This window comes from Nocardioides caricicola (assembly GCF_039541135.1).
Taxonomy (GTDB): domain Bacteria; phylum Actinomycetota; class Actinomycetes; order Propionibacteriales; family Nocardioidaceae; genus Nocardioides; species Nocardioides caricicola.
Genome location: NZ_BAABFQ010000007.1, coordinates 339,082 through 351,560 on the forward strand (window position 1 = coordinate 339,082; position 12,479 = coordinate 351,560).

14 protein-coding genes are annotated in these 12,479 nt (G+C 72.8%); 6 read left to right on the forward strand and 8 right to left on the reverse strand.

Going from position 1 to position 12,479, the window contains the following annotated elements; translation table 11 throughout:
• Positions 1-7 precede the first annotated feature (7 nt).
• The 3 genes from ABD875_RS15620 to hemQ form a co-directional block, all read right to left on the reverse strand.
• Positions 8-1,099 carry a ferredoxin reductase gene (locus ABD875_RS15620; RefSeq protein WP_345179413.1) on the reverse strand — a complete coding sequence of 364 codons (1,092 nt, stop codon included), beginning with the start codon at positions 1,097-1,099 and terminating at the stop codon, positions 8-10.
• 214 nt (positions 1,100-1,313) lie between these two features.
• Positions 1,314-1,925: a hypothetical protein gene (locus tag ABD875_RS15625; protein ID WP_345179415.1), complete on the reverse strand. Its 612-nt coding sequence runs from the start codon at positions 1,923-1,925 to the stop codon at positions 1,314-1,316.
• Between the two features lie 34 nt (positions 1,926-1,959).
• Positions 1,960-2,658 (reverse strand): hydrogen peroxide-dependent heme synthase, encoded by a 699-nt coding sequence (gene hemQ / locus ABD875_RS15630; protein ID WP_345179417.1) that lies wholly within the window; start codon positions 2,656-2,658, stop codon positions 1,960-1,962.
• An 85-nt stretch (positions 2,659-2,743) separates the two neighbouring features.
• Here hemQ and ABD875_RS15635 point away from each other — a divergent pair, with 85 nt between their 5' ends.
• Positions 2,744-3,616, forward strand: coding sequence for an AraC family transcriptional regulator (locus ABD875_RS15635; protein ID WP_345179420.1), 873 nt, complete (start codon positions 2,744-2,746; stop codon positions 3,614-3,616).
• Here the strand turns inward: ABD875_RS15635 and ABD875_RS15640 are convergent.
• The 3 genes from ABD875_RS15640 to ABD875_RS15650 are packed head-to-tail and all read right to left on the reverse strand — an operon-like array spanning position 3,601 to position 7,010.
• Positions 3,601-4,248: a response regulator transcription factor gene (locus tag ABD875_RS15640; protein WP_345179423.1), complete on the reverse strand. Its 648-nt coding sequence runs from the start codon at positions 4,246-4,248 to the stop codon at positions 3,601-3,603. The two genes, ABD875_RS15635 and ABD875_RS15640, sit on opposite strands and share 16 nt — an antisense overlap.
• Complete coding sequence (locus ABD875_RS15645) at positions 4,241-6,289, reverse strand: sensor histidine kinase (RefSeq protein ID WP_345179428.1); 2,049 nt, start codon at positions 6,287-6,289, stop codon at positions 4,241-4,243. The genes ABD875_RS15640 and ABD875_RS15645 overlap by 8 nt, the downstream gene beginning before the upstream one ends.
• Before the next feature lie 7 nt (positions 6,290-6,296).
• A complete protein-coding gene (locus tag ABD875_RS15650) occupies positions 6,297-7,010 on the reverse strand; it encodes a hypothetical protein (RefSeq protein ID WP_345179439.1) in 714 nt (237 codons plus the stop codon).
• 62 nt (positions 7,011-7,072) lie between these two features.
• Between ABD875_RS15650 and ABD875_RS15655 the strand changes: the two genes are divergently transcribed.
• The 4 genes from ABD875_RS15655 to ABD875_RS15670 are packed head-to-tail and all read left to right on the forward strand — an operon-like array spanning position 7,073 to position 9,088.
• Positions 7,073-7,798: a sulfotransferase-like domain-containing protein gene (locus tag ABD875_RS15655; RefSeq protein ID WP_345179446.1), complete on the forward strand. Its 726-nt coding sequence runs from the start codon at positions 7,073-7,075 to the stop codon at positions 7,796-7,798.
• Positions 7,795-8,697 carry an aminotransferase class IV gene (locus ABD875_RS15660; protein ID WP_345179457.1) on the forward strand — a complete coding sequence of 301 codons (903 nt, stop codon included), beginning with the start codon at positions 7,795-7,797 and terminating at the stop codon, positions 8,695-8,697. The genes ABD875_RS15655 and ABD875_RS15660 overlap by 4 nt, the downstream gene beginning before the upstream one ends.
• A 34-nt stretch (positions 8,698-8,731) precedes the next feature.
• Complete coding sequence (locus ABD875_RS15665; RefSeq protein WP_345179466.1) at positions 8,732-8,893, forward strand: hypothetical protein; 162 nt, start codon at positions 8,732-8,734, stop codon at positions 8,891-8,893.
• An 18-nt stretch (positions 8,894-8,911) separates the two neighbouring features.
• Positions 8,912-9,088 carry a hypothetical protein gene (locus tag ABD875_RS15670; RefSeq protein ID WP_345179477.1) on the forward strand — a complete coding sequence of 59 codons (177 nt, stop codon included), beginning with the start codon at positions 8,912-8,914 and terminating at the stop codon, positions 9,086-9,088.
• A 4-nt stretch (positions 9,089-9,092) separates the two neighbouring features.
• Here the strand turns inward: ABD875_RS15670 and ABD875_RS15675 are convergent, their stop codons facing one another.
• Complete coding sequence (locus ABD875_RS15675) at positions 9,093-10,415, reverse strand: protoporphyrinogen/coproporphyrinogen oxidase (protein ID WP_345179484.1); 1,323 nt, start codon at positions 10,413-10,415, stop codon at positions 9,093-9,095.
• Between the two features lie 68 nt (positions 10,416-10,483).
• Here ABD875_RS15675 and ABD875_RS15680 point away from each other — a divergent pair, with 68 nt between their 5' ends.
• The gene (locus ABD875_RS15680) at positions 10,484-11,461 is read left to right on the forward strand and encodes a DUF4349 domain-containing protein (protein ID WP_345179493.1); all 978 of its coding nucleotides are present in this window, start codon (positions 10,484-10,486) and stop codon (positions 11,459-11,461) included.
• On the opposite strand, the gene hemE is transcribed toward ABD875_RS15680, so the two are convergent.
• On the reverse strand, positions 11,427-12,458 hold the full coding sequence (gene hemE / locus ABD875_RS15685) for a uroporphyrinogen decarboxylase (protein WP_345179500.1): 1,032 nt from the start codon (positions 12,456-12,458) through the stop codon (positions 11,427-11,429). The genes ABD875_RS15680 and hemE overlap by 35 nt on opposite strands.
• Positions 12,459-12,479 lie beyond the last annotated feature (21 nt).

Below are 12,479 nucleotides of genomic sequence, written 5' to 3' on the forward strand. Positions count from 1 at the left end.
TGAGCTCCTAGATGTCGAAGGTGCAGTCGCCGACCGGAACGGTCACACAGGTCTGCACCTGTTCGTTGGGCTGGTCGAACTCGTCGCCGTTGCGCAGGTCGCGGATGGCGCCCTCGACGAGCGTGAGCGTGCAGGTGTGGCAGATGCCCATCCGGCAGCCGAAGGGCATGCCGACTCCGGCGGCCTCCCCGGCCTCGAGCACCGTCGTGGCCCCGTCGGCCTCCGCGGTCTTCCCGGACGTGCGGAAGGTGATCGTGCCGCCCTCACTGCCGTCCCCGGCGAGCTTGAGCGAGAAGCGCTCGAGGTGCAGGGCGTCCTCGAGGCCGGCGGCCTGGAAGTGCTCGGTGATCGCGTCGAGCATCGGGCCGGGACCGCACGCCCAGGTCTCGCGCTCGCGCCAGTCGGGGCAGATTGTGTCGAGGTCGGCGAGCTCGAGCATCCCGTCGACGTCGGTGTGCAGGCGGTGCACGGTCAGCGTGTCGTGCTCGCGCTCGAGGCGGTCCAGCTCGTCGCGGAAGATCATCCGCTCCGGCGTGGGCGACGAGTAGTGCATGACGACGTCCGGCATCGGCCTCCCGTTCGTCCGGGAGCGCCGGTCCATGGTGCGCAGCATCGCCATCACGGGCGTGATGCCGCTGCCACCCACCAGGAACAGCATCCTGGCCGGTGGCGGGTCCGGCAGCACGAAGTCACCTGCGGGCAGCGCCAACCGCACGATCGTGCCCGGCTCGAGGCCGTTGACCAGGTGGGCGGACAGCTTGCCCTCCGGCATCGCGCGGACGGTGATCGAGATCGTCCGGCCGCGCCGGCGCGGTGGCGAGCTGACGGAGTACGACCGCCACTGGAACTTCCCGTTGACCTGCACGCCGATCCCGACGTACTGCCCGGGCCGGTGGTCGTAGCGCCAGCCCCACCCCGGCCGGATCACCAGGGTCGCGGCGTCGTCCGTCTCCGGGACCACCTTCTCCACGCGGCCGCGCAGCTCGCGCTGGCTCCAGAGCGGGTTGAGCAGGCGGAGGTAGTCATCGGGGTGGAGCGGGGTCGTCAGCTTCGATCCGGCATCGCGGATCCGGTCCCACGCGATCACGCTGGAGGCCATCGGCTCCCCTGTCGTCGACTGGCTGCTGTTATTCAGTGAACACATGTTGACTGAAATTCGCAACCGCTCGGTCGGTCTCGGGCACCCGTACCCCCGGCCGGTCACGTCGAAGCACCTGGCTGGACCACCGCGCACGGATCTGGCCCCGCCCCACGACCGGGTCTCGTCGACCGGGAGCCGCCCGCACCTGCTCGGTGCGGGTGCTCGCGCTCTGTCAGCTCTCCTGGTCCATCAGCATCGCGGTGACCACGACGACGCCGGTGCCGTACTCGTCGTCGGCCCAGGACTGCAGGGAGCCGTCGTCGTAGACGACGTCGACGTGGGCGCGGCCGTCCATGGGCCAGAAGCCCAGCGCGCCGGAAAGGTCGCCGAGCTCGTGGGCGATGCGGGCGAGCTCGTCCTCGGTGTGGGACTCGACCGGCGTGGGGTACGACGGCGCCGGCTGCGGCATCGGGTCGTAGAGCGCGGCGCTGACGGCGTCGGCGTAGGTGAAGGTCTCGCCGTCCCAGGTGCCGCCGACGGCGTACGAGCCCCAGCGGACGTCGCCCGCGGAGTCGTAGGTGCCCCGGTGCTCGGCCCAGTCCCAGCCGGCGAGCGGCAGGCCGCTGCACTGCGGCGGGTAGGACTCCGCGACCGGACCGAGGCAGAGCTCCGGGGAGCCGGTGTCCATGACCGTGGCGATGTTGTACGTCCACACCTTCCCGGGCGCCGCCGGGATCGAGGTCGGCATCGCGGAGGAGCCGGACGGGTCCGTCGCGACGGCGTCCCCGTCGCTGCCGCAGCCGGCGAGCAGGAGCAGGGCGACGAGCGCCAGCACGGTCCTCATGCCCGTACGACGGCGCGGCCGCGGGGTCGGTTCCCTACGGAAGCCGGTCCACCAGGTCCGCGATGCCCACGAGCGCGCCGGTGTAGAACGGGATCTCCTCGCGCACGTGGCGACGCGCCTCCGAGCCGCGCAGGTGCCGCATCAGGTCGACGATCCGGTAGAGCTCGTCGGCCTCGAACGCCAGGATCCACTCGTAGTCACCGAGCGAGAAGCTCGCGACCGTGTTGGCCCGCACGTCCGGGTAGTCGCGCGCCATCTTGCCGTGGTCGGCGAGCATCGTGCGCCGCTCGGACTCCTCGAGGAGGTACCACTCGTAGGACCGCACGAACGGGTAGACCGAGACGTGCTTCTTCGGCTCCTCGTCGTTCAGGAACGCCGGCACGTGGCTCTTGTTGAACTCGGCGGGCCGGTGCAGCGCCAGCTGGGACCAGACCGGCTCGAGCCGCGCACCGAAGGCGGTCCGGCGGAACCGGTGGTACGCCGCCTGCAGCTCCTCGGACGTCGCGGCGTGCCACCACACCATCAGGTCGGCGTCGGCGCGCAGCCCGGCGACGTCGTACACGCCGCGGACGACGACGTCGGCCTCGGCCAGCTCGGCGAAGAGCTTCTCGACCTCAGCGGCCTCGGCGGTGCGGTCGGCGTCACCCAAGGTGTCGGCGAGCCGGAACACCGACCACATCGTGTAGCGGATGCCCTCGTTGATCTCGCGTGCCTTCTGCGCCTTGGAGGTCATGCCTCCATTGTGCAATCCGCCGTTCCGACCCGATCCGGCGGGGATGGTCGGGCGGACGCACGGCGCGGGTGCCTAGGTTCGTCGCATGATCTCCGAGCTCAACCGACTCGTCGACCTCGTCGAGGAGCGCCTGGCCGACGACCTGGACGTCCCGGCCGTCGCTCGCGAGCTCGCCACGACCGAGGACCACCTGCGCCGGATGTTCTCGGCGCTGTCCGGGATGCCGCTGTCCGAGTACGTCCGGCGCCGCCGGATGACCGTGGCGGCCTCCGACCTCGTCGGCGGCGCCGACCTCCTGACCGTCGCGATCCGCTACGGCTACGGCTCGACCGAGGCGTTCGCGCGGGCCTTCCGGTCGGTGCACGCCGCCGGCCCGGCCGACGTACGTCGCGACGGCGGACCGCTGCGGTCCCAGCCGATCCTCCGCTTCCGTCTCACCGTCGAAGGGAACACACCCATGGACACCCGCATCGTCGACAAGCCCGCGTTCCGCCTGGTCGGCCACGCCGTGCGCGTCCCGCTGGTCCACGAGGGACCGAACCCGCACATCCAGCGCCACGTCGCGTCGCTCGCACCGGAGGACCACGCCCGGTTGAAGGAGCTCTCGGACGTCGAGCCGGCGGGGATCCTCGCCGTCAGCGCGGACGTCGACCCGGACCGTGCCGAGGGCACGGAGCTCACCTACCTCCACGGCGTCGCGGTCGGCGGCGACGCACCGGACGACCTCGACGTGATCGAGGTCCCCGCGGGCACGTGGGTGGTGTTCCGGACGCACGGTCGCTATCCGCAGGCGCTGCAGCAGGCGTGGGCGGACGCGGCGACCCAATGGTTCCCGGCCAACCCGTGGCGCTGGGCGTCCGGCCCGGAGATCGTCGCGGTGCTCGAGCGCGCCGAGGACCTCAGCACCGCGACCACCGAGCTGTGGCTGCCGGTCGAGCCCGCTCAGTCGCGGCCGTAGCCGGCCTCGCGCGCGGCGATGATCGCCTCGGCCCGGCCGGCCGCGTGGAGCTTGGCGTAGATCGCCGAGACCGCGTTCCGCACGGTCTTGCCGGAGATGAACAGCTCCGCGGCGATCGCGTCGTTCGACTTCCCGGTGGCGAGCAGCTTCAGCACGTCGCGCTCGCGGTCGGTGAGGTCGGGGAACGGCTCCTCCGCCTTCGGCGTCCCGCCGGCGAAGTACGTCGCGACCTTCGCGGCCAGCGTCGCGCCGAACACCATGCCGCCCGAGGCGGCAGCGCGGATCGCGTTCTGCACCTCCTCGGCGCCGGAGCCCTTGAGCAGGTAGCCGGACGCGCCCGCGCGGATCGCGGCGAGCACGGTCTCGTCGTCCTCGTTCATCGTCAGCATCACCACGCGGGTGTCGGGCTGCCGGCCGGTGATCATCCGGGTCGCCTCGATGCCGTCGAGCCGGGGCATCTGGATGTCCATCACGACCACGTCCGGCGCGCTCTCGGCGACGACGTGGATCGCGTCGCGGCCGTCCTCGGCGGTGCCGACCACCTCGATGCCGTCGAGGGCGCCGAGCAGCGAGGACAGGCCCTCCCGCACGATCTGGTGGTCGTCGACGACGACGACTCGGATGTCACTCACGGATGCTCCTCAGGGGCAGCCAGGCGCGCACGATCGTGCCGCCGGTGGGTGGGCAGGTGACCTCGCTGCGGCCGCCGAGCTCGGCGGCGCGCTCGCGCAGCCCGACCAGGCCGACACCGGCCTGTGCAGCAGGGCTGATGCCGACACCGTCGTCCTCGACCTCGACCAGCAGCGCGCTGTCGACGACGTCGAGGCGGACGGTGCAGCGCGTGGCCCGGGCGTGCCGGGCGACGTTCGTCATCGCCTCGCTGGCGATCCGGAACGCCGCGACCTCGACCGCCGCGGGCAGCGGGCCGAGGTCACCGGCGACGACCGTGGCCGCGGGCGCGAGCCGCTCGCCCTGCTGGCGCAGGGCGCCGACCAGGCCGCGGTCGTCGAGCGCGGGCGGCCGGAGGTCGTGGACGAGCCGGCGCACGTCGCTGACGACGTCCTGCACGTGCGCGCTGACGCCGGCGATCTGGGTCTTCGCGGAGGCCGGGTCCTTGTCGACCAGCAAGCGCGCGGACTCGAGCTGGAACACCACGCCGCTCAGCGCCGGGCCGAGCCCGTCGTGCAGGTCGCGGCGGATCCGGCGGCGCTCCTCCTCGCGCGCGGACACGAGGTCCTCCGCGAGCCGGCTCGTGCGCGCCACGACCGCCGCCTGCCGGACCAGGTCGCCGAGCAGCTCCTCGTCGCGCCGCGACAGCCGGCTGCGCACGCCGCGCGCGGGCAGGACGAGCCGGCCGACCCGGGCGTCGCGGTAGGTGATCGGCAGGTCGCGGGTCTCGGCCGGTCGGTCGCCGTACGTCGCGACCATGACCTCGCCGCCGCCGCGCTCGACCTCCACCCGCACGAAGCCCACGCCGAAGGCCGAGGCCACCGCGGCGGCGATCGCGGCGAGCTGCTCGCCGCCGTCGTCCGCAGCCTCCAGGGTGGACGCGAGCCCGGCGACCACGTCGTAGGGGTCGGCGCGGTCACCGAAGACCCGGCGCCGCACGCCGCGGGACAACCGCTGCCGGAGCGGGCCGTACAGCAAGACGGTGGTGAGCAGCACGACGAGCACGACCTGCGACTGCTCCATGGAGTCGTCGAGCGCCGCGCTGAGCGCGGCGACGACGACGAAGTCGACCACGACCAGCACGATCGCGAGCAGGGAGAGCACGAGCGTGCGGCCCAGGAGGTCGTCGATCGAGACCAGCCTGGGGTTCACGACCGCCACCGTCATCGAGATCGGGACGATCGTGATGCAGAGGAAGAAGACGACGTCGGTCACGACGTCGACGCCGGTCAGGAGCGAGGCCACCACGCAGGTCACGGCCACCACCGCACCCCAGAGCAGCCAGCGCATCTGGTCGCGGGCGGTGCCGGTCGCCCGGCGGTAGCGGTGCACGACGACACCGACCGGGACGATCAGGCCGATCACGGTGACGCCGACGAGGCTGCCCATCAGGGCCTCGGCGTACGGCGCGATGGCGTCGATCGTGACCGGGTTCATGTCGAGCCCCGGCGGTGGGTTCGCCTGACCCGGCGACTGCACCTCCCAGGGCACGACGTTGTAGGACAGGCCCACGACCGTCATCACGATCATGCAGACCCAGCTCGCCACGCCCCAGCGGCCGGGCAGGAAACGGCCCTCCGGGAAGATCAGCGGCAGCAGGACGATGCTGGTGGTCAGGAGCGCGGTGAACCGGAACAGGAACCACACCGCGAGGGTCATCCCGGGGACGGCGTCCTCGCTCACGAGGCCGAGCCGGACCCAGCCCTCCGAGAGCCCGTCGAGCGCCCAGAACAGCCCGACGCCGCCCATCGCCCAGCCGATCACCCGGTGGCCGGGGCTGCGCAGGATGATCCCGGCGAGCAGGCCGATGAGGAACCCGACGGCGCCGGTCCCGACACCGAACGACGTCGCCTCGTCGTCGCCGAGGTCCCACACGTGCGGCTTGCCGTGCAGGTAGATCTCGAGCGCGACGATGGCCACCATGCAGGCGCCGGTCAGCACGGGGAACAGAGCAACGACCGGCCAGGAGGCCGGTCGCTGCTCTGCGACGGACGGGGATGTCACCGGCACATCATGACCGGTGGGCGCGGTCGCCGATGCAGAAACCCACGGCGGTGGCGAGCAGCCAGAGCGGACCGGTCATGCCGGCCATGTACTGCAGCGGCGAGATGCCGAGCAGCAGCGTGAGCCCGCCGAGGACCAGGCCGACCCGGCCGATCCAGCGCGGCACGCCGCCGGCGCGACCCGCGGCGTACACCGCGATGCCGGAGAGGCCGGCGAGGGTCCACAGCCACGGGATCGTGCCGATCCAGTGGTTGTAGACGACCGCAGCCGACGGGTCGACCTCCTGGTCGTTGACGAAGCCCATGATGAACTCCGTGTCGAGGCCGCTGCCGAGGATGCTGACGATCGCGGTGCCGAGGAGACCGGCGAACGCGACGAGCGGCAGGGCGGAGCCGGTGGTGTTGCGGGCCTGCATCCGGCGGTACAGGCCGGCGCCGAACAGGACGAGCAGCACGGCGCCGACGGTCGTGAACGTGTGGAACGCGAACATCGGTCCGGTCTGGTCGGCGAGCTTGTCCGCGATCGCGGGGGTGTCGCCGGCGAGGTCCTCGTCGTACACCGCGTTCACCATGCCGGACGTGACGATGGTGCCGATGCCGGCGATGCCGGCGCCGATCCCCGCCAGGGTCCAGGCGCGGGACTGCCGCTGCGCAGCGGTGTCGAGGTGGGTGGGGCCCGGCAGATCCGTCCGGGCAGGCTGGTTGGTGGAGTAAGTCGTCATGACCTGAGGTTCTCGGGCCCGTTGTCCCGCCCGACAGGGACAAGGAGGCAGACTGCGGGGCGATGACTGTCACGCGCGTCGCCATGTGGTCGGGACCTCGGAACCTCTCGACCGCCCTCATGCGCAGCTTCGAGAACCGGTCCGACTGCTCGGTCGTCGACGAGCCGTTGTACGCCGCCTACCTGGCCGCGACCGGCCTCGACCACCCCGGGCGCGACCAGGTCATCGCGTCGCAGCCGACCGATCCCGGCGAGGTCGTCGCCGCGCTGACGGCCGGGCCGGTCGCGACACCGGTGCAGTACCAGAAGCACATGACCCACCACGTGCTCCCCTCCGTGCCGCGCGCTCCCCTGCAGGCGCTGACCCACGCGTTCCTCGTCCGCGACCCCGAGCGGGTGCTGACGTCGTACGCGAAGGTCCGTGAGGAGCCGACGCTCGAGGACCTCGGGCTGCCGCAGCAGCTCGAGCTGTTCGAGACGTACGGCGGCCCGGTCGTCGACGCCGCCGACGTGCTGCGCGACCCGCGCGGCACGCTCACGCTGCTGTGCGACGCGCTCGGCATCGCCTTCGACGACGCGATGCTCGCCTGGCCCGCCGGGCCGCGCGACACCGACGGCGTCTGGGCACCGCACTGGTACGCCGGCGTCGAGGCCTCCACCGGCTTCGCGCCGTACTCCCCCGGCTCGGGCGACCCGCTCCCCGACCGCCTGGCGCCGCTGCTGGAGCGGTGCCGTCCCTACTACGACGCGCTGGCCCCGTACCGGCTGCGTCCGGAGGAGTCTCGATGAGGCAGCAGTTCGACGAGCGCAACCGCGACCTGGTGGTCGGGATCGACGACGCCCTGGTCCACCGCGACCAGGCGGGGATCAGCCCCTTCGACTCGGCGGTGCAGGGCGGCGACGCCGTGTGGGAGGGGCTCCGGCTGCACGGCGGCCGGATCTTCAAGCTCACCGAGCACCTGGCCCGGCTCCGGCGCTCGGCGCACGCGCTCGCGTTCGCGTCGGTGCCGTCGGACGAGGAGATCACCGAGCGGATCCGCGCCGTGCTGGCCGCGAACGAGATGACCGACGACGTGCACATCCGGCTCACGCTGACCCGCGGCGTGAAGATCACCAGCGGCATGGACCCGCGGCTCAACGAGTCCGGCCCGACGCTGATCGTGCTCGCGGAGTTCAAGTCGCCGGTGTACGACGACAGCGGGATCTCGCTGGTCACCTCGTCGGTGCGGCGGCACCGCCCGGACTCGCTGGACCCCAAGATCCACCACAACAACCTGCTCACGTCGATCCTGGCCAAGATCGAGGCGAACGTCGCCGGCGCCGACGACGCCCTGATGCTCGACGACGCCGGGTTCGTCGCGGAGACCAACGCGACCAACGTCTTCCACGTGGTCGGCGACGTCGTGCGCACCTCCACCACGCGCGCCTGCCCGGAGGGCATCACCCGCGAGACGATCCTCGAGATCTGCGCGGCCTCCGGGATCGAGACCGTGGTCGGGGACTTCTCGCTCACCGACGTCTACAACGCCGACGAGGTGTTCGTGACCGGCACGATGGGCGGCGTCACGCCGGTCACCACCATCGACGGCCGCACGATCGGCACCGGCGCGCCCGGCCCGTACGCCGCCCGGCTGTCCGCGGCGTACCTGGACCGGACCAGCCGCGAGGGCACCGTTTTGACCGGATGAGGCGCGGACAGACTCCCCAGCAGGAGGTGTCGCCATGTTCTGGGTCTACGTGATCGTCGGCGCCGTCGTGCTGCTCGGCGTGCTGTGGTGGGTCGACCGCCGCCGCCCGGGCCGTGACGGCGCCCAGTTCGACCGCGCGGTCAAGCGGGTCGAGGGGAAGGCGGAGGGCAAGGACTACTGGGGCGGCTCGGCCTGAGGCCGTAGCATCCCAGCCATGTTCTGGTTGTACGTCGGCATCGGCGTGGTCGCTCTGTTCGTGATCTGCAAGATCATCGACGGCCGCCGGCCGGTCGACCGCCGACGGCTCGGGCGGAGCATCAGGCAGTCGGAGAACGACGTGGCGCCGTTCCGCGACGGCGGTCCGATCGACGGCAGCCGCAGCCCCTTCTAGCGGCTCATCCAGGTGGTGCAGCAGTCCTGACGACGTCGCGCGCGGCCCGGTGGGCCGAGCCGATCACGGCCGGGATCCCCACGCCGTCGTACGCCGCCCCGCACACCGCGAGTCCCGGCAGGCGCTCGACGTCGGCGCGGATCCGCGCGACCCGGTCGAGGTGCCCGACGGCGTACTGCGGCAGCCCACCGCCCCACCGCTGCACGTGGCTGGCGACCGGCTCGGCGTCGAGGCCGACGGCGTCGCGCAGCTCGGCGACCGACCAGGCCACCAGGTCGGCGTCGTCGGCCTGGAGTGCCGCCTCCTCGCGGTGCCGGCCGAGCGACGTGCGCAGCAGGAGAAGCCCGTCGCCGGCGGCGCGCACCCAGTCCCACTTGGCGAACGAGAACGTCGCGGCCTTGATCCGGCGGCTCTCGACCGGCGGGACCAGGAAGCCCGACGACACCACGGCCGGGAGGTCGGTGTCGCGGAACGCGAGCGTCACCACCGCCATCGACGCGTACTCGATCGCGGCCAGCTCCGCCGCGGCTGTCGGGGCGAGCGAGCCCAGCAGCCGAGCGGTCGGCGCGGCCGGGGTCGCGAGCACGACCAGGTCCGCCTCGACCAGCTCGGGGGCGGTCGTCGGCCCGACCGTGAGGGCGTAGCCGGTCGCGGTGCGGGTCAGCTCCCGCACGGTCGCGCCGGTGCGCACCGCCAGCGTCTCGGCGAGCCGCTCGGGCAGCCGCCCCATGCCGCCGGCGATCCCCGCGAACACCGGACCGTCGGTCACCGGCGCGGGCGGCGCCGCGCCGCCGGCGACCGTCACGAGCTGCGGGACGGTGGCGCGGACCGACAGCAGCCGCGCGTGGCCGGCGTACACGCCGCCCAGCAGCGGCTCGACCAGCCGGTCGGTGACCTCCGGGCCGTAAACGGCGTCGACCAGGTCGCCCACCGACACGTCGCCCTCGACGTCGCGGGGCATGGCGGCCCGGAACCGTGCGAGCCCCTCGGGCGAGAGCACGCCGGTCGGCGCGGGGTCGTCGAGCGGAACGCCCATCAGGGAGCGGGGCAGCGCGCGCAGCTCGCCGCGGGTCCAGATCCGCGACGTCGCGGTGGTCGGGTGCACGATCGGCAGCCCGAGGGCCCGGGTCAGCTCCGTCCCCTCGGGACGCCGGTGGAGCATCGCCTCGGCGCCGACGTCGACGCGGACGCCGCCCACCTCTGCGCGCAGCAGCTTGCCCCCGACCCGGTCGGCGCCGTCGAGCACGAGGACGTCGTGCCCGGCGGCCGCGAGGTCGTACGCCGCGGTCAGCCCCGCGACACCGGCTCCGACGACCACGACTCGCACGCCCCCACTGTCTCAGAGGGCACCGTCCCCGCGGGAACCGATCCGGGCGCCGTCGCGTCCGACGCTGCATGAGAACCACCGCCCGCCGTGCCCGAGCCCCGTTCCTCCTCCTCGCCGCCGTGGCGCTCACCGTGGGTCTCGCGGGCTGCTCCGGCGCCGACGACAGCAACAGCGGCGACGGCGGCGACAGCACCGCGGCCGGCGCCAGCGCCCAGAGCCGCGACGGGGTCGCCGCGGAGGAGGCGGCACCCGACGCGGCGTTCGCCGACGAGGACGCGGACGGAGCCCGGGCCAGCGGCGCGGAGGCCGAGCCGGCGGTCGACGCCCAGCAGGTCCAGCGCGCGATCATCCGCAAGGGCAACGTCGAGCTGCGCGCGGACGACGTGGGCAAGGCCCGGTTCGACGTGGAGAAGGTCGCGTCTCGCTACTTCGGGGAGATCACCGACGAGGAGACCACGACCGACGACGACGGGGACGCGGCGTTCACGCACCTGGTGCTGCGGATCCCGACCGAGAAGTTCGACGACGCGATGGACGACCTCGAGGGGCTCGAGACCGCCGAGCTGGTGGCCGCGAACACCAGCTCGAACGACGTGACGACCAAGCTGATCGACACCCAGACCCGGCTCGCGGCCCAGAAGCGCAGCATCGCCCGGATCACGGTGCTGTTCGACCGCGCCGAGAGCATCCGCGACATCATGTCGATCGAGTCGGAGCTGGCCCGGCGCCAGGCCGACCTGGAGTCGCTGGAGCGGCAGGCGGCGTTCCTCCGCGGCCAGACCGCGATGTCGACGATCACCGTCAGCGTCGACCAGACGCCTGCCACGGCAGTGAAGAAGGCCGAGGAGGACGACTCCGGTTTCGTCGCCGGCTTCGAGGCCGGCTGGGACGCCCTCGCCGCGTTCGCCGTCGGCCTCGCGACCGCGCTCGGCGCCCTGCTGCCCTGGATCGTCGCGGTCGCGATCCTGGGTCCCCCGACCTGGCTGCTGGTCCGGTGGCTGCGGCGCCGGTTCAGTAAGCCTGCACGAACTCCGTCAGCCGCTTGAGCTGATCGGGGTCGGTCGACGGGATGACCCCGTGGCCGAGGTTGAAGATGTGGCCCCGCGCGGCGCGACCGGCCTCGATGATCTCGGCCGCCCGGGCGGTCATGACCTCGGTCGGGGCGAACACCAGCGTCGGGTCGAGGTTGCCCTGCACGGCGCGGTCGCCCACGAGCGGGATCGCGTCCGCGAGCGGGGTTCGCCAGTCGACGCCGACCACGTCGGCACCGGCCTCGCCCATCAGGCCGAGCAGGTTCGCCGTACCCACCCCGAAGTGGATGCGCGGCACGCCGAGCGCCCCGGCCCGCTCCAGGACCCGCGCCGAGTGCGGCTGCACCTGGGCGCGGTAGTCGGCCGGGGTGAGCGCACCGGCCCACGAGTCGAACAGCTGGACCGCCGAGGCGCCGGCGCTGACCTGCACCTCGAGGTACGCCGCGGAGATCCCGGCGATCTTGCGCATCAGGGCGTCCCAGACGTCCGGGGCGCCGAACATCATCGCCTTGGTCTTCGCGTGCTCCTTCGAGGGACCACCCTCGACGAGGTACGACGCCACCGTGAACGGTGCGCCCGCGAACCCGATGAGCGGGGTGGCGCCGAGCTCGGCGACCAGGCCGCGGACCGCCTCGGTGATGTACGGGACGTGCTCGGGGGCGAGGTCCGGGATCGCCTCGACGTCGGCGAGCGTGCGGACCGGGTCGGCGACGACCGGGCCGACGCCGGGCTTGATGTCCAGGTCGACACCGACCGCCTTGAGCGGGAGCACGATGTCGGAGAAGAAGATCGCGGCGTCCACGCCGTACCGGCGCACCGGCTGGAGGGTGATCTCGACGACCAGCTCGGGGTTCATGCAGGACTCGAGCATCCCGACGCCCTCGCGGACCTTGAGGTACTCGGGCAGCGAGCGGCCGGCCTGCCGCATGAACCACACGGGCGTGTGCGGCACCGGCTCCCCGCGCGCCGCCTTGAGGAAGGCGCTGTCAGTGAGGCTGGTGGGGCTGGTCACGGGTGAAGCCTCGCAGGTGAC

Coding starts and splice junctions, on each gene's coding strand:
- ABD875_RS15665 (WP_345179466.1), top strand. CDS start 8,732: ATGTTCTGGGTCTACGTGATCGTCGGCGCCGTCGTGCTGCTCGGCGTG.
- ABD875_RS15660 (WP_345179457.1), top strand. CDS start 7,795: ATGAGGCAGCAGTTCGACGAGCGCAACCGCGACCTGGTGGTCGGGATC.
- ABD875_RS15650 (WP_345179439.1), bottom strand. CDS start 7,010: ATGACGACTTACTCCACCAACCAGCCTGCCCGGACGGATCTGCCGGGC.
- ABD875_RS15620 (WP_345179413.1), bottom strand. CDS start 1,099: ATGGCCTCCAGCGTGATCGCGTGGGACCGGATCCGCGATGCCGGATCG.
- hemQ (WP_345179417.1), bottom strand. CDS start 2,658: ATGACCTCCAAGGCGCAGAAGGCACGCGAGATCAACGAGGGCATCCGC.
- ABD875_RS15655 (WP_345179446.1), top strand. CDS start 7,073: ATGACTGTCACGCGCGTCGCCATGTGGTCGGGACCTCGGAACCTCTCG.
- ABD875_RS15625 (WP_345179415.1), bottom strand. CDS start 1,925: ATGAGGACCGTGCTGGCGCTCGTCGCCCTGCTCCTGCTCGCCGGCTGC.
- ABD875_RS15635 (WP_345179420.1), top strand. CDS start 2,744: ATGATCTCCGAGCTCAACCGACTCGTCGACCTCGTCGAGGAGCGCCTG.
- ABD875_RS15670 (WP_345179477.1), top strand. CDS start 8,912: ATGTTCTGGTTGTACGTCGGCATCGGCGTGGTCGCTCTGTTCGTGATC.
- ABD875_RS15680 (WP_345179493.1), top strand. CDS start 10,484: ATGAGAACCACCGCCCGCCGTGCCCGAGCCCCGTTCCTCCTCCTCGCC.